A 26,068-nucleotide genomic window follows, 5' to 3' on the forward strand; every position below is an offset into this window, starting at 1 on the left:
GTTCGATCGGCCGAGACTCGACATGCCACGCCGGCTCCGGTGTGACGAGTTTCCGACGAAAGGAACCCCATGTCCGTCTCCGGCACACCGACCGTCATCCTGGTCCACGGCGCGTTCGCCGACGCCGCCAGTTGGGCGCCGGTCACCGAACGGCTACTCGCACAGGGCATTCCGGTGCTCGTGCCGCCGGTGTACAACCGCAGCCTGGCCGCCGACGCGGCATCCGTCCGCGCGGTGGCCGAGAGTGTCGACGGTCCGGTGCTGCTGGCCGGTCACTCCTACGGCGGCGCGGTCATCACCGTCGCCGGTGCGGCCGAGAACGTCGTCGGGCTGGTCTATGTCGCCGGTTACGCCCTCGACGAAGGGGAAAGTCTCGGCCAACTGCAAGGCGGCTTCCCGGATTCCGATTTGGCCGCGCATCTGGTCTACTCCCCGTTCCCCGTCGAGGGCGCCGAGCCGGGCACGGACGTGTCGGTCGAGATCGACGCCTTCCCGGCGATTTTCGCAGCCGGAGTCGATCCGGTCCGGGCACAGGTGTTCGCCGTCTCGCAGCGACCGCTGGCGGCATCCGCGTTCGCCGAGCCCGCGTCGGTCGCGGCATGGAAGACCACACCGGGCTGGGGCATCGTCTCCACCGCCGACCACACCATCAATCCCGACGTCGAACGCTTCGGCTACCAGCGGGCCGGCCTGCGCAAGGTCGTCGAACTCGACGCTCCCCACCTGGTCATGCACACCCACCCCGACGAGGTCGCCGCCGTCATCTCCGCCGCCCTCGCCGAACTGTCCTGACCCCGGAATGGTTTTCGCCACACCCGTCCATCCATGCGGGAATCAGGTGGTCAGGTCGTAGACCGTCACTCCGTCGATGGTCTGGGCGGGGAAGTTCGCGGCCACCCACTGGGCGATGTCGGAGGCCTCATGGCTGCCGCCGCTGTCGGCGCCGCGCATTCCCGCCATGCCGGCGCCGCCCACGAAGTAGTGGATCTTGTGCTGGGCCACGTACCGCTGGAACTGCGCCAGGGTCGGGGACGGGTCGGTGCCGTTGAAACCGCCGACGGCCATGACCGGGTCGCCGGTCGCCAGTTGGTAGGCGGCGGCGCTGTTGGAGCCGACCGCGGCCGCTACCCAGGTGTAGGCGCCGGCGTTGTCGCTCAGTGCCGCAGACAGATTCGAGCCGACGGTGATACCGCCGAGGAGCCCGCCCATCGGTCCGCCGGCATGCGCGGTCGCACCGCTCGTCGGGGATTGCCCACCGGGCGCACCACCCGGCGGCATCCCACCGAAGCGTCCGCTGGACGGACCGGCGGACGGAATCGCCCCGGTGTGCGGAGTCGATGCGGTCGCCACCGCGTAGGCGGTCGGTCCGGCCAGTCCGGCGGCCAGCGCGAGGGCCACCACCGCCGCACCGAGTGCCCGCGGCAACCGGGAGACGACCAGCAGCAGCGCCGCCGCGCCCACACCGGCCACCGCGATGACGGGACGCAGCCACGGATTCCACTCACTCGTGCGCGCCAGCAGGATGCAGGCCAGGACGGTCGTCACCACCAGCGTGCCCGACAGTACGGCGGTCGCGCGAAGGTCGTTGCGCCGCAACCACAGTTGCCAGGCGCCGATCGCCACACTGCCGGCGACGGCCGGCGCCAGCGCCACCGTGTAGTAGGGGTGCAGGATGCCGCCGGCGAAGCTGAAGATCCCGCCGGTGAGCACCAGCCAGCCCAGCCACAGCAGCAGCGCCGCGCGAGTCGGGTCGGTGCGGGGTGCGCGGCGGGTGAGCCACAGACCGGCCGCACCGAGGATCAATGCCGCGGGGATCAGCCAGGAGATCTGGCCGCCCATTTCGGAGCCGAACAGCCGCGCCCAGCCGACGTCGTGGTTCATATTGCCCAGACCACCGACCTCGTCGCCGGTGAGCCGGCCGAAACCGTTGTAGCCCAACGCCAATTCGAGCACACTGTTGCGCTGGGAACCACCGATGAAGGGCCGCGAGGAGGCCGGCCAGAGCGCGACGACGGCCAGATACCAGCCCGCGGACACCACCAACGCGAGCACGGCCGACAGGGAGCGGACCACCCTCGTTTTCCGAGGAACCTGCGCCGCAAGCAGATACACCACCGCGAACACCGGCAGCACGATGAACGCCTGCATCATCTTCGCCAGGAATCCGAATCCGAGGGCCACCCCGGCCAACGGCAACCACCATGCGGCACTGCCCTTTTCGATGGATCGCAGCACGCAATAGGCGGCGGCGGTCAGCAACAGCACGAGCAGGGCATCCGGATTGTCGAAGCGGAACATCAGCGCCGCGGCCGGCGTGAGCGCCAGCACCGCGCCGGCCAGGATGCCGGGCCAGTGACCGGCGACCCGCCGCACCCCCGCGTACAGCACGGCGACGGCGGCCACGCCCTCCAGCGCCTGCGGCACCAGCAGACTCCACGAGTTGACGCCGAAGAGGCGCGCGGAGATGTCCATGACCCACAGCGCGCCGGGCGTCTTGTCCACGGTGATCGCGTTGGCCGCATCGCTGGATCCGAACAGCATCGCCTTCCAGCTCTGCGATCCGGCCTGTACGGCCGCGGCATAGAATTCGTTGGCCCAGCCGCTCGCGCCGAGATTCCACAGGTACAGCAACGCGGTGGCCGCCAGCAGCGCCACCAGCGACAGCCGCCGCCACCGCGGGCTCGCGGTCCGCGTCGGTGACGGTTCGGTCACCGCGACCGGGGGCGTATCCAGCACAGTCGTCGTCATAGGTCGATCCTCACCGACCGAGGTGGTGGTCGCCTGGGGCTTCGCTGTGTGCCCGCTGTGAGGTCCGATCCGGCAGCCGGACGGTGAAGACGGTACGGCCCGGGGCGCTGTCGAGGCTGATCGTGCCGCCGTGCGATTTCACCACCGCCGCGACGATAGCCAAACCTAGACCGCTGCTTCCGGCCCGCCGCGAGCGCGAGGAATCGCCGCGCGCGAACCGCTCGAACACCTCCGGTTGCAGAGCCGCGGGAATGCCGGGACCGTTGTCGGCGACCCGCCAGACCGCGCTGTCGGCCTCGCGCTCCAGCGAGACCGTGACCGTGGTGCCGGGTCCGGTGTGCACCCGCGCGTTGGCGAGCAGGTTGGTCAGCACCTGGTGCAGGCGCGCCGCATCACCGGTGACGACGACCGGTTCGTCCGGCAGATCCAGATCCCATCGGTGGTCCGGGCCCGCGATATGGGCGTCGCTCACCGCGTCGACGGTCAGCCGCGTCACATCCACCGGCTCGTGTTCGAGACCGCGACCGGAATCCAGCCGGGCCAGCAGCAGCATGTCCTCGACCAGGGCCGTCATCCGCCGCGATTCCGAATCCACCCGGCTCATCGCGTTGGCGACGTCGCCGGGCACCTCCGCCCGTTTGCGTTGTGCCAGTTCGGCATAGCCGCGGATCGCGGCCAGCGGGGTGCGCAGTTCGTGACTGGCGTCGGCGAGGAACTGCCGCACCCGCGTCTCACTGGCGTGGCGGGCCGACAGCGCGCTGTCGATGTGATCGAGCATGCGGTTGACCGCGGAGCCGAGCTGTCCGACCTCGGTGCGCGGATCGGCGTCGTCGGCGGGAACCCGCACCGGCAATTCCACCTCGCCCCGATCGAGCTGCAGATCGGCCACCCGGGAGGCGGTGGCGGCCACCCGGTCCAGCGGCGCGAGCGCGCGGCGGATCACCCAGATACCCACGGTGATCGCGATGACGAACACCACCGCGGTGACCACCACCAGGATCAGCAGGACCCGCATCAACGTGGCGTGGACCGCGGTCAACGGCATACCGGTCACCACCGTGGCCCCCGACCAGGTCGAATTCGCGACCACGCGATACGAACCCTGCCCGTCGAGGTCGACGGTAACGGGAGTGCCGTCCGACGACACCTCGGCCAGCTGCCGCTGGGCGGTCGCCGACAGGCGCGTCTGGGTTCCGTCGGCATCGATTTTGGCGGCGGTGATCTCGGTGCCGTCGATACTGGCGCCGACGGTATCGGCCTGGATGCCGCGACGGTCCAAAAAATCCGGTCCCGGACCGCCGTGGTTCGGCGGCGGCGGCCGGTTGTCGTGGTCCTGAGCGCCTGGCGGCGGGCCCAGACTCGGACCACCACCGGCCTCGCCGAGGGAACGCTTCTGCACATCGACCAATTCGGTGTCGAGCTGATGCACGAGAAATTGCTGCAGCGCGAATTCGGTTGCGGCGCCGATACCTACGACCACGACCACCAGCAACAGCAATTGCCCGACGAGCAGTCGCGCGCGCAGCGACCAGCCGCGGGCCGACCACCACCGGCGGGTCCGCGGCACGGCCTCAGCCGGCGGGTTTGAGGACATATCCGGCGCCGCGCAGCGTGTGGATCATCGGTTCGCGCCCGCTGTCGATCTTCTTGCGCAGATAGGAGACATAGAGCTCGACGATATTGGAGCGTCCGCCGAAGTCGTAGCTCCAGACCCGGTCCAGGATCTGTGCCTTGCTCAGCACGCGGCGGGGGTTGCGCATGAAATAGCGCAGCAGTTCGAATTCCGTGGACGTCAGGGTGATCGGTTCGCCCGCGCGCGTCACCTCGTGACTGTCCTCGTCGAGCATCAGATCACCCACCACGATCTGAGCGTCGTTGTCGACGGTGGTGATGCCGGTGCGGCGCAGCAGCGCGCGCAGGCGCAGGACGACCTCTTCGATGCTGAACGGTTTGGTGACGTAGTCGTCGCCGCCGGCGGTGAGCCCGGCGATGCGGTCCTCGACCGAATCCTTCGCGGTCAGCAGCAGCACCGGCAGATACGGCAGATCGCGGCGCAGCTTCGCGAGCACCTCGAGTCCCGTCATATCGGGCAGCATCACGTCGAGAACCACCACGTCGGGCCGGTTCTCGCGGGCGGCGGTGACCGCGGTGCGCCCGTCGGCGGCGGTGACGACCTGCCACCCTTCGTAGCGCAGCGCCATCGACACCATTTCCGCGAGCACCGGTTCGTCGTCGACGACGAGGACGGTCACCGGGCTGCCGTCCGCGCGGCGCATCACGACGCGCTCGGCCGGGGTGTTCGTGGTGGTCATGACCCCAGTCTGGGGACGGCCGCTATGCGTCCGCTGTGCCGTATCTGGGGGTCGCCTGTGAGTGTGGCGGTCGCGGCCCGCGCACCACAGCGAGTACCGAACGAGTCCACAGCGCAGACCCAGCTTCGCACCGCAGGGTTGACCGAGCAACGCGATCGCGGCATCGACGGCCCGCGATCGTCTTCGACGACAAGGAGTACGCGATGACGGAGTCCACCTCACAGCCGCCGGCCGGGCCCACCCCACCGCCTCCGGCCGAGCCGGAACACACCTGGGGCGCACCGCAGACCCAGCCGGCCACCACCTGGTCGACGAAGAAGTCGCTGGCCGCGGTCGGCATCGCCGCGGTGATCGCGGCGGCCGGGGGCGGCGTCGTCTACGCGGCCACACATTCCGGCGGCAGTGAGCACGGCGGGCCGGCCGGGCCGGGCGGCCCCGGGACCAGCTGGGGTGGTGGGCGCAATGCCTCGGGTCCCGGCGGTATGGGCATGACCGGCGCGAGCCTGCACGGCCAGTTCGTGATCTCCGACGGCAACGGCGGCTACACCACCGAGATCACCCAGACGGGGACGGTGACCGCGGTCTCGGACACCTCGATCACCGCCAAGAGCGCCGACAACTTCACCCAGACCTACACGATTTCCGGCAGCACCCAGCATTCGGACGTGAAAGTCGGTGACACCGTGCGCATTCAGGGCACGGAGGCGAACGGGACCGCGACCGCGACGGCGATCACGAGCGGCACCGAATCCGGTCAGACGGGTGGCCGCACGGGACGGTCGAGCCGCTTCGGCGGGATGGCGCAGGGCGGCGATCCGGGGCAGAACGGTCCGGGCCCGGGTGGTGCGGCGCCCGGACAGGGCGGCGGCCCCGGTATGGCCCCGCCGATGGACGGCGCTCCGAATCAGCCCAACGGCTGATTGCACACTCCGGTCACCTGGCACACCTCTGGCAAACTGGGCGAATGGACAGCGATGCGGTGATCGTGCCCATGGGTCTGGGGCATTTGCGGCAGGTATTGGATCTGGGGCACGAGGTGTTCGACACCGACGTCAAGCCCTACACGTCGTGGTCCTTGACGTCGGTGGCCGAGCACCTCGATTCGGCGGACAACGCCTGCTGGGTGGCCTTGGATTCGGATCGGGTGGTGGGATTCGTCCTCGGATCCATGGAATTCGAACTCCGGGACGACTGGGGATACCTCGAATGGGTGGCGGTGGCGCCGGATATGCAGGGGCGCGGACTGGCCCGGCGACTGGTGGATATCTGTTCGGAGGCGTTGTTCGCGCGGGGAGCCCGGCGCATCGTGACCGACGTGGAGCAGAGCAACACCGCCTCGGCCACCTTGATGGCCCGCAGCGGATTCAGTCCGGCCGCCTCGGTCACCTTGTTCGTCCGGCCCAATCCAGCTGAGCCGGAACCGGATTCGGAGGCGCCGTTGCCACCGATCGCACCGGGCGCCAAACGAGCCTTGATCCGGCGCGGCCGCCTCGCGGGCGACAACCGCGGCCCACACTGAGCCACGCGAACCCACGGGGCCCGGCGTTATCCAGTCCGGCCCTGCCGCATCGCCGGCGCCATGCCGATAGCCCCGGTGCCGGATGCACGGCCGTCGTCCGGCACGCGGCCGACGCACACCGCCCGCACCAGGAAGTAGTTCAGGACCGGAATCAGCAGTTCCACCGGCGTCATGAGCACATAGAACCAATTGAGTTCCCCGCTCACCGCCCAGGCCAGGATCCGGGCGAGTCCGCCGGCGAAGAAGACGGCGCCGAGCGCGTTGATCGCCGTCCCTCGGCGCTCCACATCGCGCGCACACCACGCCACGGCCAGGCCGTAGGCGCCGAACACGACCGCGTAGAAGCGCATATCGGAATCGACGGTGGCGTTCACCGGTCCGCCGCCGATGATGCTGGCGGTACCGAATATCAAGTGCGCCAGTGCGATCCCCGCACACACGAGTCCGAACACCAGTAGCCAGATCTGCAGCATTCGTCGCATGCCGACCCCTATTAGACGGTTGTTGAATAAGCTCCACGGTAGGCCGCTGCCCGGGTTCGCGTCAACACCGCACGCCTACGATGAGCAGATGCCGAACCGTCGCCGCCTCACCCCCGAGCAGCGCCGCGACGAATTGATGGACGTGGGCGCGCGATTGTTCGGCGAACGCTCCTACGACGAGGTCGCGATGGAGGACATCGCCACCCACGCCGGCGCCTCGCGCGCCCTGATGTATCACTACTTCCCCACCAAGGGGGAGTTCTTCGCGGCCATCTGGAAACGAGCGCACGATCGACTGCTCGCCGAACTGCGCATCGATCCCGAGGAGCCGGTTCGCACCGCCGTCTACCGGAGCCTGGTGGCGCATCTGGATTTCTACCGCGCCCACGTTCCACTGGTTCTCATCGCCAACCGCACCGCCTTGGCGGCCGATCCGGCGGTACGCGGACCGGTGGTCGAGGATCTGAACGCCCTGTGCGAGCGCGTCCTCGACGCATGTGGCGCCACGGGGCACACGCGCGAGGTGGCCGCCGCGGCGCTGACCGGATGGATCGCCTTCATTCGCGAGGTGGCCGTCGAATGGCTTGCCCATCAGCGCATTTCGCGCGACGAAGTGCTGCGGATGTGTATGGCGACCTTGGACGCCACCGCGGGTGCCCAGCTCGATCTGACCGCACCGCCGCGGCGCTGAGGCACCGGGCACCGGCGCCGCCCGAACCGTGGTCGCCTACCGCTGGGAGAGCCGATCGAATATCGCACTGGCCGCGCCGAATCCGAGTACCGCCAAGCCCGCGCACCAGACGAGGGCCAAGGCGGCGCTTCCGCTGGTCCCGCTCGAATTCAGCAGGCCGCGCACGGTGTCGACCACGGGTGTGGCGGGTTGATAGTCGGCGAAGCCGCGCAGCCAGCCGGGCATCGTGGAGGTCTGCACGAACGCGCTGCTGATGTAGGGGATGAACATGATCGCGTAGGTCATCCCGCCGGCCGCTTCGGGATTCTTCGCCACCAGCCCCAGCGCGACCGCGATCCAGCAGATCGCCACCACGAACAGCACGATCATGGCCAGCGCCCCCAGCCAGCCCAGCGCGTCCGCGTGCGGGCGATAGCCGAGCAGTACCGCCACGGCCACCGCGATCGCGATGGCGGCGAGATTGCGCGCCACCCCCTCGCCGACATGCCCGGCGAGGATCGCCTGCCGGAACATCGGCAGCGTCCGGAACCGGTCGATACTGCCTCTGGTCATATCCGCCGAGACCGCGGTCGCGGTGATGGACGCGCCGAATCCGGTGCACAACAGCATGATTCCGGGTACCACGTAGTCGAGGTAGGAACCGCCGACGTCGATCGCGCCGCCGAAGACATAGGTGAACAGCAGCATCACCAGGATCGGCATGAGCAGCGAGATGATCAGCGTGTCCGGACTGCGCAGGGTGTGCCGGGCGCAGCGGCGGAACATCACCGCCGAATCCGCGGCGATCATCCTCACCGGGCTGCCGCCTCGACGATATCGGCGGCATGCGCGGCGGCGCCCTCGGTGCGCAAGGTGCCCGCGAACTGCTGTGCGCGAGTGTGGCGTTCGGGTTCCAGCAGCGTGGTCACGCCGCGAACGAGTCGTTCGGTGGTGAGATCGGTGAAACGCAGATGGGCGCCGAGCCCGAGCCGGTCCACCTGCCCGCCCCACATCGGCTGCTCGAACGACACCGAACACACCAGCGTCGGCAGACCGGCGCGCAGACTCTCGAACAACGTGCCGATCCCACCGTGATGCACCGCGGCCGCACAGTACGGGAACACCAGGTCGTAGGCGAACGGTCCGACCACCTTCACCATCGAATCACCCTGTGTACGAGCGATTTCCATACCGCTCCAGCCCGCACTCACCAATGCCCGCACGCCGAGCCGCCGCGACACCTCGCGCACCATGGCCAGCACGGCGGCGGGATCGCTGATCGGCATACTGCCGAATCCGAAGAACACCGGCGCCTGCCCCGCATGCACCCAGGACAGAATGTCGGTGTGGTCGTCGCCGAGTTCGCCGACCGCATGCCGGGTCTGCTGATCCAGCGTCAGGAAACCGGTGAACGGACGCCGGTCGTCCCACTGCGCCGGCAGCCCGGGCACCAGCGCCGGATCGTAGATCTGCACTTCCGGGACCCGCCGCCGCGCCAGCACCGCCGCGATACTCGCCCGCGATTTCGGCAGTCCGAGCATGCCGCGCAGATCGTTGAGATAGCGCATGAACACGATGCGCCGCAGATTCTCCGCCACCGCCCACGTCGCGCGATTCACCGGCGCGGGCGGCGCCCAGCTCGCCGGCAACGCACCCGGGAAGGGATAGGCCCCGTTCGCCCGCGCCGGGTAGTAGTGCAGGCTCACCAGCGGCACATCCATCGCCTCGGCGACCGAGCAGGCCCGGTCCTCGGTGACGGTGCTCGCCACGATCAGGTCGGCGCCCGCGCACACCTCGACCACCTCGCGGTTCATCCGGCCGGCATAGTCGGCCATCTGCCGGGCGACCAGCTGCATCAGCCGCAGCGTATTACCCGCGGCGAGGGCCCGCTGCCCCTCCTCGGAGCTGTAGAGCTGCTGCACATCGGGTCCGCAGGCACGCGCGGCGAGCCCCGCCGAGGCGGCGAAATCGACCAGATTCGGCGGCGCGCCCAGCACCACGTCGTGGCCGCGGCGCCGCAATTCCAGCCCCAGGGCCAGCACCGGTTGCACGTCGCCACGGGTGCCGGTCAGCGGAATGGCGATTCTCATGTCGAGTTATCTCCCCTTTTTCCGAGAGCGCAACACTTTCGGCCGAGAAACCCGATGGGGACACTATGGGATATCGAACAACCGGGCCCGTGGGTAACGTGCCGGGCGTGCACATCGCCATGTTCATGGACTATCACCCGGCGACGCTGGGCGGGGTGCAGACCGCGGTGGCGGCATTGCGCCACGGCCTCGAACGCGCCGGCCATCGGGTGACGCTGTTCGTGGCGCCACTGTCGGGCGCGGTGATGCCGCCGGACGCGGCATCCGACGACGGGGTGGTCGAACTGGCTCCCCTGGCCGGCGCGGTGGTGAACGGCTTTCCGATGGTGCTGCCGACCGCGCGCAACGGCGCGCTGATCGATGCCGCCTTCGCCGCCCGCGGCCCCGTCGATCTCGTCCACACCCACACCACCTACGGTGTGGCCATCGCGGGGATGAAAGCCGCACGACGGCATCGCCTTCCGCTGGTACATACCGCGCAGAGCCGCGACGACGCCTTCATCGAGCACACCGCACCGGCGCCCTACCTCGCGGCGCTCGCACTGCGAATCCTGCACGGCCGCTTCGTCACCCATCCCACGCGGATGCCGCGGGGCACGCAGAGCCGGGCGGCCCGGCACGCGTGGCACACCATCGTGGGCCAGGGGCAGGCCGCCGACCGGGTCATCGCACCGACCCGCCATTTCGCGGATCTGCTGCTCGACCACGGCCTCACCCGGCCGATCCGGGTGGTCTCCAACGGCGTCGACGACGCGCTGTTCGACGACCAGCGACCGCCTGCCGCACGCGATACCGAGGGTCCGCTGCGGTTGATCTGGTGCGGGCGGCTCTCCGCGGAGAAGCGACTGCTCGAATCGATCGAGGCGGTGCGGCGCGTCCCGGACTGCACCCTCGATGTGTACGGCGAGGGCGACCTGTCCGAACGCGCCGCCGCGGTGGTCGCCGAACACGGGCTCTCGGAGCGAATCACGCTGCACGGCAGGGTTTCTCAGCAGCAGTGCCTCGACGCGATGGCCGCCGCGGATGCCCTGCTGTTTCCGTCGTGGGGTTTCGACACCCAGGGCATGGCGCTGCTCGAAGCGATCGCCACCGGCCTGCCCGTGCTGTACTGCGATCCGGACCTGGCCGAATCCGTTCCGGCGGGCGGCGGTCTGCGCGCCGGCGACGCCTCCCCCGCGGCCCTGGCGGAGGCGATCGGCCTGCTGGTGAACGACCGTGGCAGGCTGCTCACGATGCGTGCCGAGATGACCCGGCATCGCGATTCGGTGCGACAGTCCGGCCGCATCGACGCGATCGTCGAGGTCTACCGGCAGGCCCGGGCCGACATCGAACCCGCCGCCCAGCGTCCGGTGCCGCAACGGCTGTCCGACGTGCCCACCGCGCCCGGCGCCCTGCCGCTGATCGGTCACAGTCTGCGCGCCCTGCGCGACGCACCGGGTTTCGTGACCTCGCTCGCGGAGCTCGGCCCGATCGTGCGCATCCGATTCGGCCGCAAGACCGGCTATGTGCTGACCACGCCGGAGCTGGTGCGCGAGGTCGGCCTCGGCGACGCGGAATTGAATCGCGACGATCTGCGGGAAGCGATCGCCGATGTGGCCGGGGGTTCGGTGAACGTGCTGCGCGGCGCCGAACACAAACTGCGCCGGCGCATGATCGCGCCCGCACTGCGGCAGAGCCGGCTCGCCGAATACACCGTCACCGCGGCCGAATTGGCCGACACCTGGTCGGCCGCACTGCCCGCCGGCGGCCGGGTCGACCTGATGGACGAGGCGCACGGCCTGATCCTCGACACCGTGTCCTCGACCCTGTTCACCGCCGAATTCAGCGAGGCGGTCCGGCACCGGATTCGCGACAACGTGCCGTGGCTGCTGAGCCAGGTCATCCTGCGCACCGCCCTGCCGCCGCAGATCCGCCGTCTGCGGGTGATCGCGAATCGGCGCTGGGAGCGTAAGGCGCGCCACCTGCGGGCCGCGATCGGCGCCGCGATCACCGAGTACCGCCGCCGCGACGAGGATTTCAACGATGTGGTGTCGGCGTTGATCCGCCATACCGATCCCGAGACCGGCGCGCGACTGTCGGACGACCACATCATCGACGAGGCCATTCTGATGCTGGCCGGTGGAGTGGGATCGATGGCCTCGCTCACCGGCTGGCTGTGGCACGAGGTGATGCGGCGTCCCGAGATCGCCGAACGGGTGCGAGCCGAACTCGACGATGTGGTCGGCGCCGGACCGGTCTGTGCGGAACACATCGGCAAGCTCATCTACCTGAAACAGGTTGTCTCGGAAACTCTTCGGTTCTGGGGACCGTGGATCAGCGCCGGGAACGCGTCCGGGCCGGTGACCGTCGGCGGACTCACCATTCCCGACGGCACGGCCATCATGTTCAGCCCCTACCTGGTCCAGCACGATCCGCGCCACTTCCCGAATCCCGAGGCCTTCGATCCCGATCGCTGGTCGCCCGCCCGCACCGGTGAGATCGACAAGCAGGCGAACCTGTCCTTCGGTGTCGGTCGCCGGCGCTGCCTGGGCGATCACTTCGCGCTGCTGGAGATCACGCTCGCCTCGGCGGCGCTGCTGGCCCGGTGGCGGCCCGAGCCGGATCCTGCGTACGTCGTGCGGGCCTCGAACCGGGACTTCGTCCTCTCGCCGTCGGCGATTCCGGTGACCCTGTACCGGCGCTAGCGGCGGCGCAGCAGCACCCCGCGGATGAATGCCGCCTGCCCGGAATGCTGGATATCGTCGTCGACCACGCTGATCAGCCGCACGCCGAGGGTCACCGGGGGATCCCACCGGGTGTCCACGATCCGGGGCAGGTCGGCGTCGGCGAGGGTGCGCACGTAGTCGACGGTGCGGTCGTGCACGGCGTCGTGATAGCCCAGCAGCAAGTCGGCCGAAACACCGCCGAGGGCCGCCACCTCGTCCGGATCGTCGCCGTACCCGGTGGCCGATTCGTCGAAGGGCAGATCGAAGCGGCGCGACCAGCCGGCCGTCGTCCACACCTGTTCGGTGCCGGCCACATCGGCGATGTGGTCGTCCTGCACGCGCGTCAGATGCCAGATCAGCCAGGCGATGGAATTGGCCCCCGGGTCCAGCCGCGCGGCCAGTTCCTCCTGGGTGAGCCCGGCGACCGCGCCGTGCACGTTCTCCTTGATCCGCCCGAAGGCGTCTGCCAGCAGATCGGTGCTCGTCATGGTGGTATGCAAACACACCGCACCGACAGTTCGGCGGAACCGGCGTGATTATGCCCGCTCACAAGGTGTTTCACAGCGGTTCACCGGCACGTCCCGCACCGGCGTGCCGAGAGTGGAAGACCGACAGAGAGTTCGGTACGTTCCTGCTACCCTGGTCGACAGTCCGGTTACGGATGTCCGGCCGGGCGGCTTTCCAAGCCTCTTGTCCTACAACAGATGTGGGGTGACGCTGTAGGACCATACCGACAGCGGAATTCTTCGTCGCGCTCGACAGTTCATTCTCTGGAGTCACATCTTTTGACCACACCACGTTCTGCACTGTCCGCACTACCCGGCGCGGGCGGTCCCGCCACCTGCCCGGTCCAGCACCTGGGCTCCCCGGTCGACACCGACGGCCCCCGGATCCTGCTGGACACACCGGAATTCGCCGCCGACCCGCACGGCACGTATCGGGAGATGCGCCGTCGCTACGGTTCACTGGTCCCGATCGAGCTGTCCCCCGGCGTCCCGGCCACGCTGGTGATCGGCTACCACACCGCGTTGCGAATCCTCAACGATCCCGAGCACTTCCCGGCCGACCCCCGGGCGTGGCAGGACACGATTCCCGAGGACTGCCCGGTGCGGCCGATGATGCAGTGGTATCCCAACGCGCTGCGCAATGCCGGCAATGTCCACCTGCGCTACCGGCAGGCGTATACGGCGGCCGTCGACGGCATCGATCTGCACGCGCTGCACAGCACGGTGGAGAAGATCGCGATCCCGCTGATCAACAGCTTCTGTGAGGCCGGATCGGCGGATCTGGTGTCGCAGTACGCCTTCCCCCTGGTCTTCGAATCGCTGAACCGCATGGTCGGCTGTTCGGCCGAGCTGGGTCAGCGAGTGGCCACCGGTATGGCGGCGCTGTTCGACACCGTGAACGCGGCCTGGGGTATGGAACATCTGAGCCAGGCGCTGATGGAGCTGATCCACCTGCGCCGCGCCGAGCCCGGCGACGACGTCACCTCGCGGCTGGCCCACCACCCGGCCAATCTCAGCGACGAGGAGATGCTCTACAACCTGATCAGCTTCTACGGTGCGGGTATCGAGCCCCAGCAGAACCTGATCGCCAACACCCTGCTGCTGATGATCACCGACGACCGGTTCGGCGGCGGCATGCTCGGCGGCAGCCTCTCCACCCGCGACGCGCTGGACGAGGTGCTGTTCAAGGATCCGCCGATGGCGAACTTCTCGATCAGCTATCCGCGCCAGCCCATTCTGATCGACAACGCCTGGCTGCCCGCGCACCAGCCGGTCGTCATCAGCCTGTCCGCGTGCAACAACGATCCGGTCATCGCCGGTGGCGACCGCACCGGCAACCGCTCGCATCTGGCCTGGAGCGCCGGACCGCACGCCTGCCCGGCCCGTTCGGTGGCCTACCTGGTGGTGCAGGACGCGATCGACCAGCTGCTCGACGCACTGCCCGAGATGCGCCTGGCCATCGAGCCGAGCGAAATCACCTGGCGTCCCGGCCCGTTCCACCGTGCGATGGCAGCGCTGCCGGTCACCTTCCCCGCATCTCCTCCGTTGAATCTGGTGTAAGGAGCTTCCGATGAAGCAGGAACCACTGGTACTCGATCTGACCGGCGCCGATATCCAGGCCGAGAACGAGCGCATCCGGGAACGTGGTCCCGTGGCGCTGGTGGAGTTGCCGGGCGGGGTGCCGGCCTGGTCGGTGACCGATGCGGTCGTGCTGAAGAATCTGCTGTCGGATCCGCGAGTGTCGAAGGATCCGCGCCAGCACTGGTCGGCCTATATCAACGGTGACATCAACGAGTCGTGGCCGCTGCAGCCGTGGGTGGCGGCGCAGAACATGTTCACCGCCTACGGCACCGAGCACCGGCGGCTGCGCAAACTGGTCGCCCCGGCGTTCACGCATCGCCGCACCACCGCGATGCGTCCGCGGATCGAGGCGATCGTGGCGGATCTGCTCGAACGGCTGAGCGCGACCGCGCCGGGCGAGATCGTGGACCTGCGCCCGAATTACGCCTATCCGGTGCCGATCCGGGTGATCAGCGAACTGCTGGGCGTGCCCGACCATCTGGACTCGGCCATCCACGCCTGCGTCGACGGCTTCTTCGACACCTCCTTCACACCGGAGCAGGCGCAGGCGAACTTCATCGAAATGGGCCGCCTGATCGGCGAATTGGTGTCGTTCCGGCGGGAGAATCCGGGCGACGACATCACCAGCGTGCTGATCGCGACGCGCAACGAGGACGGCGCCCAGCTCTCGGAGACCGAACTCGTCGACACCCTGATGCTGGTGATCAACGCCGGCCACGAGACCACGCTCAACCTGATCGACCAGGCCATCGTGGCACTGCTCAGCCATCCGGCGCAGCGCGCCGACGTGGTCGAGGGCCGGGTGCCGTGGGCGGAACTGGTCGAGGAGACGCTGCGCTATCAGGCGCCGGTCGCGCATCTGCCACTGCGATACGCCGTCGAGGACATCGAGGTCGGCGAGATCCGGATTCCGAAGGGTGAGGCGATTCTCGCTTCCTACGGTGCGGCCTGCCGCGATCCGAAGCTGCATGGCGATACCGCCGCCGAGTTCGACGTACATCGGGCGAACAAGGAACATCTCGCCTTCGGCCACGGCGCGCACCACTGCCTGGGCGCTCCGCTGGCGCGGATGGAGGCCTCGATCGCGCTGCCGGCGCTGTTCGAACGCTTCCCGGATCTGCGGCTGGCGGTCGACCCTTCCGAGCTGAAGCCGCTGGGCAGTTTCATCTCCAACGGGCACGTCTCGGTTCCGGTGTACCTGCGATAGTGTCGGCGGGTTGCGCGCCGGCACATCGGTGCCGGCACGCAACCGCGCGAGATCTCGTCCGGGTGGTGCCCACACGGGAGGTGAACCGATGGCGTATTCGGCCGTGCGAAATCTGTCGCATCCGCTGTCCGCCGAGGTCGTCTCGGTGTATCCCGGTGATCCCGCGCCGCGAATCGACACGATCGCCACACTCGACGAACACGGCTTCCATCTGCAGGCCGTCACCGTCGGCGAACACACCGGAACCCATTGGGGCGCACCGGCCCACTTCACCGCCGGTGCGGCGACGGCCGATCGGCTCGCCCCCGAGGATTTCGTCCTGCCCGGCGTCCGCATCGATATCAGCGCGCGGGCGGAACACGATCGCGATTACGCGGTCACGGTCGACGATCTGCTCGAATGGCAGGACCGGCACGGCCCCTTCCCTTCCGAGGCCGCCGTCCTTCTACGCACCGGCTGGGAAAGATATTGGGGCACCGATGCTTTCGCCTCGGTCGACGACCAGGGCCGCCTTCGGCACCCCGGTTTCTCGGTGGCGGCGGTGCACTGGCTGCTCGACCACGGCGTACTCGGCCGGCGCGGCGCCCTCGGCACCGACGCCTTCAGTCCCGATATCGGCATCGACGACAGCTATCAGGTATCGAAACTGTTGTACCGCGAACACCGCCTCAGCCTCGAGATACTCGCCCACCTGGAGGAGCTGCCGGATCGGGACTTCACGGTCGTCGTGGGCGGATTCGTCACCGTGGGCGGCTCGGGGTCACCGGCATCGATCTATGCGTTGATCGGATCCTGAAGAGCCGGTGGCGGTATCACGGGCCCCGAGTCGCCCGGATGGACCCACTCATCGCAGCGGTTCGAGAACTCGCTCCACCAATGCGGTGTCACAGTATTCGGTCACCTCGAGCAGCCGCCCGGCCTCGACCCGGAAGACGAAGCAGTAGTACTGATCGTACGGCTCGCCGCGGACCGTCGTGGCGGCGCTGCGGGCCTGCACGATCACCCGGTCACCGTCGGCGTGCACGGCGTCCGCGCTGATCCGATACTCGGTGAACTGTGCCATCAGCGGGCGTAGAAGGCCCTGCACGGCAGCCGTTTTCGGTTCCCAGGTGCCCGTCCACGACCAGTTTCCGGGGAAGGTCCAGCGAAATTCCGGAGCCATCGCATCGCTCAGCGCCCGGGTCTCGCCGGCGGCCATCCGGTCGAAGATGTCGCGCAGCAGCGCTCTGTTCTCGTTCACACTCATACCGCCGACGCTAAACACGGACGACCTATGCGACAAGCGATGATCTCGCATCTCTGATATCAGTATTCCGCATGGGTGAGTTCACGATCCTCGGTTTGCGTGTGGTGCGCGAGGCCGCCCGCTGCGGCTCTTTCTCGGCCGCCGCGGACCGGCTGGGCTATACCCAATCCGCGGTGTCGCGGCAGATTTCGCTGATGGAACAGGCGGCGGGGCATCCGCTGTTCGACCGGCTGGCGCGCGGCGTCACGCCGACAGCGGCCGGGCAGATCGTGGTCCGGCACGCCGAAGCGGTGCTGACCGAACTCGACAGCACCCGCGATCAACTGGATCGCCTGACCGCGGGACCACCCGCGACCGTGCGTGTCGGCGCGTTCTCAACCGCGATGGCCGCACTGGTGCCGCGAGCGGTGGCAGCCACATCGGCGCGGGTGCCGTTGCGCGAGGGCACCACTGCCCGCCTGCTCACCGCGGTGGCGCGCGGCCGGCTGGACCTGGCCGTCGTCACCGAGACCGGCACGCTCGCCGCCGATATGGAGGTGGAAGTGCTGCTCGACGATCCGCTGCTGGTCGCGGTGCCGTCGAACCACCGGCTGGCCGGGCGGATCAGTGCGGCTCCGGCGGAATTTCGTGACGAACGCTGGATCGCGGGCAGTACCGAGCACGGCAGCACCCTGCTGGGCGCGTGGCGCGATTCCCGGCAGGAACCCGATATCGCCTTCGTCGCGCGGGATTGGATCGCGAAACTGGGCCTGGTGGCGGCGGGTTCGGGCATCACCGTCGTGCCCGGTATCGCGGCGCCGGCGGTACCCGCGAATATCGCGCTGGTCAGGATCGATCACCCGGCGGCGGTGCGTCCCACCCGGGTGGTGCGGATGGCACCCAGCGCAGCGACTCGAGCAGGACAGACCACCGCACCCTCGGTGGCGACCGATGCGTTCATCGAGGCGTTGCGCGATAGCGCGGCAGCCCTCACCAGCGAGATGCGGGGGCGGCTGCGCCCGAACGCCGCGGGTTCGCGAGCGAACCCGCAGCCGTAGCGCGAGCTCGCCGCTCCGAAACCGTTGTCCGTCAACGGAATCGGTCGCGGTTGCGGTCGCACCAGTCGGCGAAGGTTCGCGGTGCGCGGCCGAGCAACCGCCGCACCGTATCGGTCCGCAGGCCGACGGTGTCGGCGCGCATCAGTGTGAATCCCTCCAGGATCGCTGCCGCCAGGGCCGGTGGCGCCCCTTGGGGATAGCGGGAGCGGACTGCCTCCTCGGCGGTGGTGGCGGTTTCGACCGTGATCGTCCGGCCGAGCGCGCCGGCCAGCACCGCGACCTGCTCTCCGATGGTGAAGGTCTGCTCGCCGGTGAGGCAGTAGGTGGTGTCGTGTCCCGGTTCGGTGAGCGCGATCGCCGCCACCGCCGCGATATCGGCGGGGTCGATCGGCGCGTAGCGGCCGGGACCGGTCGGATCGAATACCGGCCGGCCCGCGCGGATATCGGGCGCCCACTCCAGGGCATTGGTCATGAATCCGCCGGGGCGCAGGATCGTCGCGGACATGCCCGAGCTGCCGACGATGTCCTCCCGTTCGTGGTGCCAGCGCCCCATGGCCGGCATCGGATCGCCCAGCACGTTGTACGACGACACCAGCACCAAATGCCGGATCCCGGCGTGCCGCGCCGCCATCACCGCATACCGGGCGGGCTCCACCGCGAGTCCCGGAACGAGCAGGAACAGCGAGTCGATCCCCTCGCAGGCGTCCCGCAACGCTGCCGGGTCCGTCAGGTCGCCGACCACGCGTTCGGCGGACGACGGAAGATCGGCGGCGCGCGCCGGGTCGCGGACGAAAAAACGCATCGGCACACCCGCTCTGTCGAGTTCGGCCACGAGCTCCCGGCCGATATGTCCGGTAGCGCCGGTTATCAGTATCATTTCGCTCCCAATCGTTAGCCGCCTATCGACAAACATTAGGCGGCTAATGAAACCTCGTCAATCGACGATCTCCGAAGAACGAACGCGGGCCCCGACACCCACCCCGTTCCCGGGGCGAATCGGTCCGCCGGTGACAGCGGGGTCGTAGCGTGAGCGCATGCGCGCGCTCGTGTTCTCGATGTGGGCCTCGGTGGTGTTCGTGGTGGTCTCGCTGGCGTGGGGGCTGGCCGCGGGATCGCAGATGATCGTGTTCGACGGGTTGTATTCCCTTGTGGGCATTGCGCTTTCGGCCGTGTCGGTGGCGGCGCAGCGGACCGTCGCGAAGGGGGCCGACACGGCGTATCCGTGGGGGCGCGAGACCTGGGAGCCGGTGGCCATCGTGGTGCGCTCGACCGCCCTGGGCGGACTGTGCGTCTACGGATCGGTGAACGCCGTGCGGGAGATCCTGCACGGCGGCCGGGCCGTCTCGGCCGTCTCCGCGCTGGCGTACGCGATCACCGCGTCACTGCTCAGTGTGCTGGTGGCGCTGGTGTTGTGGCGGGCCGGACGCTCCGGCTCGGGGCTGGTCCGGGCGGAGGCCGCCGAATGGGGCGGCGACGCCGCCTTCAGTCTGATCACCCTGGCCGGATTCGGCGCGGCGGTGGCGTTGGAGGCCGCCGGCCGCGACGACATCGCGCGCTACGTCGACCCCGCGCTGGTGATCATCGTGTCCCTGGCCTATCTCTGGATCCCGATCCGGCTGTTCCGCTCCGCCTTTCGCGAAATTCTCACCATGGCCGCCCCGCACTCGGTGGTCACCGACGTCGAGGAGCTGTGCGACCGGGTCCGCGCCGACCACGGCTTCGCCGCATCCTTCGTGCGCGCCTCCACCGTGGGCAGCCGCCTCGATCTGGAACTCGCCTTCGTCCTCGATCCCCGGACCCCCGAACGCACCGTCGAATCCTTCGACGCCATCCGCGCCGGTATCGACGCCCAGCTGAATGCTCGTAATTACCACCACTCGACGTCGGTGGTGTTCACCGCGGATCGCCGGTGGGTGGAGTGGGCGCGCTGAGTGGCTCGCATCCGGCGCAACCGCTCCGGTGCAGCGCCGATCATGCTGTCTCCCCGAAGGTTTCGACGTAGCGACGGAACGGGACGAGCGCCTCGTCGCCCAGATGCGGTCCCGAGACGGCGATCTCGGCATCACTGGCGGCGACGACCTCCGCGCAGCCGAGGGCGATCGCCCGGCGCAGGTTCACGCTGTCGTGGTTCATCGCTGTCCTCGCTTCGATCGGCGGCGTGGCTGCTATCGCCAGCATGCCGAACAGGAGCGATAGCGTCCAAGACACTGTCTCCATCATGACCATTGGCGCGATCTATAGTCGGCCGATGGAGTTGCGCCCGATCGAGGCGGATCTGCTCGCCGACCGGCTCGATCTCGGGATCGCCTTCGCCGGCGCGCACGCCGCGGGGGTCGACCACACCGCACTGTTCACCGAGAAACTCGGCCTGGTCGTCGGCTCAGACCATCCGGTCGCCACTGCCGCGCAACCACTGTCGGCCGCGGCCCTCGCCGGCGTCCCGCTGGGGCTGCTGAGTGCGGACTTCGCCACGCGCCTGCACATCGACCGATACTTCGACGAATGCGGCGTCGCTCCGGATATCGCGGTCGAGGCGAATTCGATCAGCGCGCTGCTGGAATTCGTCCGGCGCGGATCGCTCGCCACGGTACTGCCCGATGCGATCACGCGGGCACATGCCGATCTGCTCCCGATCCCCCTGGGTCCTCCCTGCCCATCCGCACGGTGGAGTTACTGCGCCGCCACACCGCCTACCATTCGGCCGCCGCCCGCGCGTTCACCAGCGAGATCCACGCGACCGCACGCGACTATTGATTCGATCTATAGCGAATCTGACCACCCATCCGGCAGTGGCGCGGGCGTTGTCGACCGGCGCCGTCACCGTCGAAGGCTGGGTCTTCGACATCGGTACCGGCACCCTCTGGGAAAGTTCTCGCCGAGAGCCCCAACCTGGTCGCGCAGACCGCCGACCCGACCGCACACGCGGAGATCCTCGCGATCCGCCGGGCCTGCACCACCCTCGGCACCGAACATCTGACCGGAACGACGATCTACATCCTCGCCCTGCCCTGCCCGATGTGCCTGGGCGCGCTGTACTACTGCTCCCCCGACAAGGTCGTCTTCCTCACCACCCGCGAGGCCTACGCTCCGCACTACGTCGACGACCGGAAGTACTTCGAGCTGAACACCTTCTACGACGAATTCACACAACCGTGGGATCAGCGCCGCCTGCCGATGCGCCACGAATCCCGCACCGATGCGGTCGACGTCTACCGCCGCTGGCAGGAACGCAACAACGGCGAGCGCCGGGTGGCGGGAGCACCGACGGCCGAGTGAGGCAAACGCCGATCACCCCGCGACGGGAATGGCACGCTCCACGATCGTGTGCACCAGTTCCGCGGCCCGCCGCTCGTCGAAAATGCCGGGGAGCGTGAGCCGTTCGAGGATGAGCCAGTTCAAGGCGAGGTACAGCAGCACCACGGCGTCCTCGTCGCCGGGCAGCTGCGACTCCCGAAAGTTGGCGATGTTGAAGTCCAGGTCCGCGCGGACTCGCTCGGTCAGCAGCGCCTGCAGTTCGGGACGCCGGGTGGCCTCCAGCCGCAGTTCGAGAATCGCGAGATAGCCGGTGCGGAAATGGAAGACGCGCTCGACCACCTCGGTCATGAGTTCGGTCATGCTCTCGCGGGTCTGCGGTCCACGCGATTTCGCCATCGCCTCCTCGCTCGGGATCAGCCGCTCGTAATAGCGGTTGCCGACCTGAACGAGCAGCGCATCCCGGTTGGGGAAGTAGTTGGATGCCGTTCCCGCCGGGACTCCCGCCTCCTGATCCACCGCCCGGAAGGTCAGCCCGCGAGCCCCCTCCCGGGCCAGGACCTCGATCGACGCATCCAGCAGAGCCTGCCGGCGTTCCGGATTCGTACGCACCACTTGACACCACTCCATCTGTAGTACTACGGTTCAAAACACTTCGATCAGAGTACTACACCTGAGGCGGTTCAAATATGCGAAAGCAGCACAAAACCTTCCCGGCCCAGGCCGACCAGCGGCGCTTCGTTACTCGCCCCGTTCCTCCGCCCACGGTCACCAACCCCAAGGGCGGGTGGCCCCGGCACGGCAGGCACGGGGCGCGGTAGCACACGACGGTGCGGGGTATTGCCGGATCGACCGTGCAACCGCCCGGACCTAGCCGTGACTCGAATCGTCGGTCAGTAGACGGTAGACGACGTATCCGAGGAACCATAGCGACAGCGCGATGGCAAGGTAGAAGATGATCTCGATCGCGAGCACCATCGAGGGCTCCTTTCCGCAGGTGTGGATGAAGAAATCAGTGGCACAACAGCCGGTTTCGACGTGTGCTCGGAGTCGATCGCATCGTTGAGTTCCGCCAACCTTCCCGGCAGCGCGAGCGCCGCCACCACGGCCCGCCCGCTGATGCCGGCGCCGCCGCCTACTACGCGGGATCCGGAATTTCCGCCGTCACCAGTCCCGTCCGGTTCAGTTGCTGCCGGAGTCTGCGACGACCGCGGCTGATGTCGTACTTCTGCTCGGCCCAGGCGTGGAGCCGGTCGCTGTAGGTTCGCGCCGAATCCGGGCTGTCGAGGGCGAACTCCGCCGCCGCGTGACCCGCCGGCGAGACGAAGTGACCGCCGACGAACCATCCCATCCGGACGGCTGGCCCGTGAGCCGGCCAACTACGCCCTCTCGGTGATTGCATGGTTGTCTGATAAGCACATTAAGTGCATAGTTTGAGGGTCTGTTCCGCTCACCGTTCGAAAACGACGAGGTTACGATGCCCCTCCCTCTCTCGACGGCGGACTCCTCCCCGCCCGACTCACGCCGCTGGATCGCCTTCGCGGTGGTGCTCGCCGCCGGATTCATGGATCTGCTGGACGTCACGATCGTCAACGTGGCGCTGCCGAGTCTGCAGACCGATCTGCAAGCCCAGTATTCGCAGCTCGCGTGGGTCGTAGCGGCGTACGTGGTTTCTTTCGCGGCCGTACTGATCACGGGTGGCCGCTTGGGCGACATCTACGGCCGCAAGCGCATTTTCCTGATCGGCATGGCCGGATTCACGCTGGCGTCGCTCGCCTGCGGTGTCAGCACCAGTCCCTCGATGCTCATCGGATCGCGGTTCGTCCAAGGCGTGTTCGCCGCACTGATGGTGCCTCAGATTTTGGCCACCATTCGGGTGACGTTCCCGAAAGAGGAACGCGGAAAGGCGATCGCGCTGTACGGCGGTGTCTCGGGGTCGGCGTCCGCGGTCGGCCTGTCACTGGGCGGCCTGTTGGTCCAGGCCGATCTGCTCGGCCTGAGCTGGCGTCCGATCTTCCTCGTCAACGTGCCGGTCGGCATCATCGCGCTGGTCGTGGCGGCCGCGGTGATGCGGGATTCGCGTTCGGCGGCCGCGCCGCGACTGGACGTCCCCGGCATGGTGCTCGCGATCACGGCCGTGCTGCTGCTCGTCTATCCGCTCACCGAGGGTCGCCGATTGCACTGGCCTGCTTGGACATTCCTCATGATGGCCGCGGCGGCAGTGGTGTTCGGCGTGTTCATCGCCTATGAGCGGTGGCGAACGCGCAAGTCCGGTTCACCACTGATCGAACTCGCGCTGTTCCGTTCGCGTCCCTTCGCCGTCGGGCTCGTCGCCTGGATGCTGTTCTGGATCGGATTCGGCGGCTTCTTCCTCGTGTGGACACTGTTCATGCAGGAGGGTCTGGGCTGGACGCCCATGCGGGCAGGGCTGACCGCGGTGTTCTTCGCCGTCGGCGCCGGTATGGGAGCGGGCCTTTCGGCGAATACGCTGGCACCGAAATTCGGACGCCGAGTGCTCGTCGGGGGCGGCCTGGTCACCATTGCCGGGCTGTCGCTCTACAGTGTGATGACGGCGCACTACGAAGGCGCGTTCGCGTCGTGGCAGATGATTTTCCCGCTGATCGTCACCGGTCTCGGATTCGGCGCGGTGCTGGCGCCGACCATCGACCTGCTCCTCGGTCAGGTACCCGCCGACGAGGCCGGCAGTGCGTCCGGAGTGCTCAGCGCGGCACAGCAATTGGGCTTGGCACTCGGGGTCGCGCTGGTCGGCGTCGTATTCTTCACCCAGTTGGACCACGATTCGGCGCGCGGCACCGACGCGGTGACACCGCAGGCCCGCGCCGAGCTGACCGCGCAGGGTCTTCCCGAGTCCGCGCAGGACGCCGTACTGGCGAATTTCCGGGCGTGCGTCGGAGACCGCTCGGCGCAGATGGATCCGACCGTGGTGCCGGACAGCTGCCGCGTGGACCCGGCGAAGGCCTCACCCGCACTGGCACAGACGCTGTCGGACGCGGGAAAGCAAGCAAATACGGTCAACTTCGCGCATACCTTCGCCTACACGCTGTGGTTCGGCGTGGCACTGATGGTGCTGGTGTGCCTGGGCTTCCTGGCGCTGCCCAAGGATGCCCGCGTGGAACACCACGAACTCGACGAGCCGGACGACGAACTGGTTCGAGTGTGATCACATCGGTTCCCGCCGGGAATGCTCGCTCGACGCGGCCGGTGCCGCGTCTGAGCGGGCTACCCGATCTCCTCGTCCTGCTCCGCCGGGACGGACGGCGCCGAAGCGCGGGCGGAACCGGATTCGCCGCTCGGGCGATCGCGTCCCGCATCACATTTCACGAGCACCCCGCTGATCATGCTCGCCAGCCGGGAGTGCACCGCCGGGATACGCATCAACTCGGTCATCAACTCCCGGACCGGTTCCACCTCGGGGCCGCCCAGGAGGAGCGCCGTCTGCGCGCGAATATTGGCCAAGGTGCGGGCACCGGCCGGATGACGCTCGTGGTGATAGCCGTCGAGGAGTTCGTCGTCACCCACAGCGCGCACCCGTCCGGCCAATCGTCCGCCGAGTTCTGCGGCGTCGTGCAGTCCGAGGTTCAGCGCCTGCCCGCCCACCGGCATCTGCCGGTGCGCGGCATCGCCGGCCAGCAGGATCCTCCCCCTGCGGTACTGCGTCACCTGTCTGCTCGTATTGTCGAAAGCATTGCACCACAGGGGTTTCCCGTGACCGATCGACTCACCGGTGACCAGCGACCAGGCCGACGCGATCTCGTCGAAGTCCGGGTCGGCGGTAACCGCGCCGAATGTCGGCCCCGGTAGGCGTTGCTGCGGGTGGCGTAGCCCGCGATCTCGGCATAGATGTGGGCGCCACGTCGCCGGGCCGCCTCCAACTCCTCCAACTCCTCCAGCACGACCATCCGCCGGCCGGGCGACGGCACCGGTAAGGACGCGAATCAGCAGGTCGGACCCATACCGCGGCTGAGGCCGGGATGCACACCGGGCGCGAGGCCCGCGCCCGCAACGACCTTGTCCAACAGCTCGCGCAGGACGGCTTGCTCACCGGGCTCCAGCGGCTCTTGAATACTGTCGTCCAGTTCGCGCACGATCGGTTCGACCTGCAACAACATCTCCTGCCCGGCGGGCAGCAGATGCACCGCGTGCGCGCGCCGGTCGGCAGGGTGTCGGCGTCGCTCCACGAACCCGCGTTTCTCCAGGTCGTCGACGAGTCCGACCATGACATTGCGGTGAATCCGCAGCGTGTCGCACAGTTGTTGTTGCGATTGGCCGTCGTGGGCCTGCAACAGCTTCAACGTACTGAAGTGGCGTGGCCCGATGCCCAGCGGCGCGAGCGCGTCGCCGAACCGAAACGCGATGTGATAGCCCAGCTGCCCGATCAGGAAGGACGTCCGCTCGGACAGCGGAGGAAACGACATATCACCCTCGGCCACCCCGTCAGCATACCTCCGACTGAGACCCTTCGGTGATTGCCCGGTTGCCTGATAAGCACTTTAGGTGCATAGTTTGGGGGTCGCCGTATCACTGACCGCGCATCCGGCACCACGCGTACCCATGTACCCGGGTGCGGCGACCGATGCAAGCGGGGCAGGGCTGGTCGAGCCATGACCCGGCGCTACCGAACGAACCGGTGCGCGAACATATTTGCCCCCACCGACCTGCGAAGGAGCGATGAAGTGACGGCGGTTGTGAGCC

Annotated in this window: 25 protein-coding genes and 2 pseudogenes; 13 read left to right on the plus strand and 14 right to left on the minus strand. The window is 68.3% G+C overall.

The genetic code is table 11. The annotated features are described in order from the left end of the window. The first annotated feature begins 69 nt into the window (after nt 1-69). Nucleotides 70-792 carry an alpha/beta fold hydrolase gene (locus NK1_RS19095; protein WP_063010442.1) on the plus strand — a complete coding sequence of 241 codons (723 nt, stop codon included), beginning with the start codon at nt 70-72 and terminating at the stop codon, nt 790-792. Between the two features lie 42 nt (nt 793-834). Here NK1_RS19095 and NK1_RS19100 read toward each other — a convergent pair whose 3' ends face one another. From NK1_RS19100 to NK1_RS19110, 3 genes are read right to left on the minus strand one after another with little or no spacing between them, the layout of a single operon-like run. Continuing rightward, on the minus strand, nt 835-2,748 hold the full coding sequence (locus NK1_RS19100; RefSeq protein WP_063010444.1) for an ArnT family glycosyltransferase: 1,914 nt from the start codon (nt 2,746-2,748) through the stop codon (nt 835-837). A gap of 10 nt (nt 2,749-2,758) precedes the next feature. After that, nucleotides 2,759-4,342: a sensor histidine kinase gene (locus NK1_RS19105; RefSeq protein WP_063010446.1), complete on the minus strand. Its 1,584-nt coding sequence runs from the start codon at nt 4,340-4,342 to the stop codon at nt 2,759-2,761. After that, a complete protein-coding gene (locus tag NK1_RS19110) occupies nt 4,320-5,024 on the minus strand; it encodes a response regulator transcription factor (RefSeq protein WP_062963626.1) in 705 nt (234 codons plus the stop codon). The genes NK1_RS19105 and NK1_RS19110 overlap by 23 nt, the downstream gene beginning before the upstream one ends. Nucleotides 5,025-5,263: 239 nt before the next feature. Here NK1_RS19110 and NK1_RS19115 point away from each other — a divergent pair, with 239 nt between their 5' ends. Both NK1_RS19115 and NK1_RS19120 read left to right on the plus strand, forming a co-directional pair. Beyond that, nucleotides 5,264-5,980, plus strand: a complete 717-nt coding sequence (locus NK1_RS19115; protein WP_063906049.1) for a hypothetical protein — start codon at nt 5,264-5,266, stop codon at nt 5,978-5,980. A 44-nt stretch (nt 5,981-6,024) separates the two neighbouring features. Then, nucleotides 6,025-6,579 (plus strand): GNAT family N-acetyltransferase, encoded by a 555-nt coding sequence (locus NK1_RS19120; RefSeq protein WP_063010448.1) that lies wholly within the window; start codon nt 6,025-6,027, stop codon nt 6,577-6,579. Between the two features lie 26 nt (nt 6,580-6,605). Here the strand turns inward: NK1_RS19120 and NK1_RS19125 are convergent, their stop codons facing one another. Beyond that, the gene (locus NK1_RS19125; RefSeq protein WP_084461193.1) at nt 6,606-7,061 is read right to left on the minus strand and encodes a DUF4345 domain-containing protein; all 456 of its coding nucleotides are present in this window, start codon (nt 7,059-7,061) and stop codon (nt 6,606-6,608) included. An 88-nt stretch (nt 7,062-7,149) separates the two neighbouring features. Here NK1_RS19125 and NK1_RS19130 point away from each other — a divergent pair, with 88 nt between their 5' ends. Further along, the gene (locus tag NK1_RS19130) at nt 7,150-7,752 is read left to right on the plus strand and encodes a TetR/AcrR family transcriptional regulator (RefSeq protein WP_063906051.1); all 603 of its coding nucleotides are present in this window, start codon (nt 7,150-7,152) and stop codon (nt 7,750-7,752) included. 36 nt (nt 7,753-7,788) lie between these two features. On the opposite strand, the gene NK1_RS19135 is transcribed toward NK1_RS19130, so the two are convergent. Further along, nucleotides 7,789-8,541, minus strand: coding sequence for an ABC transporter permease (locus NK1_RS19135; protein WP_063010450.1), 753 nt, complete (start codon nt 8,539-8,541; stop codon nt 7,789-7,791). A 2-nt stretch (nt 8,542-8,543) separates the two neighbouring features. Continuing rightward, entirely contained in the window at nt 8,544-9,821 is a 1,278-nt protein-coding gene (locus tag NK1_RS19140) for a glycosyltransferase (protein WP_063010452.1), read from the minus strand. 89 nt (nt 9,822-9,910) lie between these two features. Between NK1_RS19140 and NK1_RS33300 the strand changes: the two genes are divergently transcribed. Next, nucleotides 9,911-12,505 carry a cytochrome P450 gene (locus NK1_RS33300; protein ID WP_245660665.1) on the plus strand — a complete coding sequence of 865 codons (2,595 nt, stop codon included), beginning with the start codon at nt 9,911-9,913 and terminating at the stop codon, nt 12,503-12,505. Here NK1_RS33300 and NK1_RS19150 read toward each other — a convergent pair. Next, nucleotides 12,502-13,014, minus strand: coding sequence for a mycothiol transferase (locus NK1_RS19150; RefSeq protein ID WP_063010454.1), 513 nt, complete (start codon nt 13,012-13,014; stop codon nt 12,502-12,504). The genes NK1_RS33300 and NK1_RS19150 overlap by 4 nt on opposite strands. 297 nt (nt 13,015-13,311) lie before the next feature. Here NK1_RS19150 and NK1_RS19155 point away from each other — a divergent pair, with 297 nt between their 5' ends. The 3 genes from NK1_RS19155 to NK1_RS19165 all read left to right on the plus strand — a co-directional run bounded on the left by NK1_RS19155 (nt 13,312) and on the right by NK1_RS19165 (nt 16,616). Then, the gene (locus NK1_RS19155; RefSeq protein WP_084461195.1) at nt 13,312-14,592 is read left to right on the plus strand and encodes a cytochrome P450 family protein; all 1,281 of its coding nucleotides are present in this window, start codon (nt 13,312-13,314) and stop codon (nt 14,590-14,592) included. Nucleotides 14,593-14,602: 10 nt separating this feature from the next. Further along, nucleotides 14,603-15,820 carry a cytochrome P450 family protein gene (locus NK1_RS19160; RefSeq protein ID WP_063010456.1) on the plus strand — a complete coding sequence of 406 codons (1,218 nt, stop codon included), beginning with the start codon at nt 14,603-14,605 and terminating at the stop codon, nt 15,818-15,820. Nucleotides 15,821-15,908: 88 nt separating this feature from the next. Next, nucleotides 15,909-16,616 (plus strand): cyclase family protein, encoded by a 708-nt coding sequence (locus NK1_RS19165; protein ID WP_063010458.1) that lies wholly within the window; start codon nt 15,909-15,911, stop codon nt 16,614-16,616. 48 nt (nt 16,617-16,664) lie between these two features. On the opposite strand, the gene NK1_RS19170 is transcribed toward NK1_RS19165, so the two are convergent. After that, the gene (locus NK1_RS19170; RefSeq protein ID WP_063010460.1) at nt 16,665-17,066 is read right to left on the minus strand and encodes a nuclear transport factor 2 family protein; all 402 of its coding nucleotides are present in this window, start codon (nt 17,064-17,066) and stop codon (nt 16,665-16,667) included. A 71-nt stretch (nt 17,067-17,137) separates the two neighbouring features. Here NK1_RS19170 and NK1_RS19175 point away from each other — a divergent pair, with 71 nt between their 5' ends. Further along, a complete protein-coding gene (locus NK1_RS19175) occupies nt 17,138-18,103 on the plus strand; it encodes a LysR family transcriptional regulator (protein WP_063010462.1) in 966 nt (321 codons plus the stop codon). 31 nt (nt 18,104-18,134) lie between these two features. Here the strand turns inward: NK1_RS19175 and NK1_RS19180 are convergent, their stop codons facing one another. Further along, the gene (locus tag NK1_RS19180) at nt 18,135-19,016 is read right to left on the minus strand and encodes an SDR family oxidoreductase (protein ID WP_369689823.1); all 882 of its coding nucleotides are present in this window, start codon (nt 19,014-19,016) and stop codon (nt 18,135-18,137) included. A gap of 121 nt (nt 19,017-19,137) precedes the next feature. Here NK1_RS19180 and NK1_RS19185 point away from each other — a divergent pair, with 121 nt between their 5' ends. Next, on the plus strand, nt 19,138-20,034 hold the full coding sequence (locus tag NK1_RS19185; RefSeq protein ID WP_063010465.1) for a cation diffusion facilitator family transporter: 897 nt from the start codon (nt 19,138-19,140) through the stop codon (nt 20,032-20,034). Nucleotides 20,035-20,074: 40 nt separating this feature from the next. Here the strand turns inward: NK1_RS19185 and NK1_RS34615 are convergent, their stop codons facing one another. Continuing rightward, nucleotides 20,075-20,236, minus strand: coding sequence for a hypothetical protein (locus NK1_RS34615; protein ID WP_157104347.1), 162 nt, complete (start codon nt 20,234-20,236; stop codon nt 20,075-20,077). Between the two features lie 109 nt (nt 20,237-20,345). Between NK1_RS34615 and NK1_RS19195 the strand changes: the two are divergent. After that, nucleotides 20,346-20,857, plus strand: a pseudogene (locus tag NK1_RS19195) (LysR substrate-binding domain-containing protein); the annotation flags it as partial. A gap of 108 nt (nt 20,858-20,965) precedes the next feature. Continuing rightward, nucleotides 20,966-21,379, plus strand: a pseudogene (locus NK1_RS19200) (nucleoside deaminase); the annotation flags it as partial. Nucleotides 21,380-21,391: 12 nt separating this feature from the next. On the opposite strand, the gene NK1_RS19205 reads toward NK1_RS19200, so the two are convergent. Then, entirely contained in the window at nt 21,392-21,970 is a 579-nt protein-coding gene (locus NK1_RS19205; RefSeq protein ID WP_063010594.1) for a TetR/AcrR family transcriptional regulator, read from the minus strand. 523 nt (nt 21,971-22,493) lie between these two features. After that, the gene (locus tag NK1_RS19210; protein WP_063010469.1) at nt 22,494-22,706 is read right to left on the minus strand and encodes a hypothetical protein; all 213 of its coding nucleotides are present in this window, start codon (nt 22,704-22,706) and stop codon (nt 22,494-22,496) included. A 126-nt stretch (nt 22,707-22,832) separates the two neighbouring features. Here NK1_RS19210 and NK1_RS19215 point away from each other — a divergent pair, with 126 nt between their 5' ends. Beyond that, nucleotides 22,833-24,536 (plus strand): MFS transporter, encoded by a 1,704-nt coding sequence (locus NK1_RS19215; RefSeq protein WP_063010472.1) that lies wholly within the window; start codon nt 22,833-22,835, stop codon nt 24,534-24,536. A gap of 59 nt (nt 24,537-24,595) precedes the next feature. Here NK1_RS19215 and NK1_RS19220 read toward each other — a convergent pair whose 3' ends face one another. Continuing rightward, nucleotides 24,596-25,318, minus strand: a complete 723-nt coding sequence (locus NK1_RS19220) for an FAD-dependent monooxygenase (protein WP_157104348.1) — start codon at nt 25,316-25,318, stop codon at nt 24,596-24,598. After that, nucleotides 25,312-25,806, minus strand: coding sequence for a MarR family winged helix-turn-helix transcriptional regulator (locus NK1_RS19225; protein ID WP_245660667.1), 495 nt, complete (start codon nt 25,804-25,806; stop codon nt 25,312-25,314). The genes NK1_RS19220 and NK1_RS19225 overlap by 7 nt, the downstream gene beginning before the upstream one ends. Nucleotides 25,807-26,068 lie beyond the last annotated feature (262 nt).

The organism is Nocardia kruczakiae NBRC 101016 (assembly GCF_001612965.1).
Taxonomy (GTDB): domain Bacteria; phylum Actinomycetota; class Actinomycetes; order Mycobacteriales; family Mycobacteriaceae; genus Nocardia; species Nocardia kruczakiae.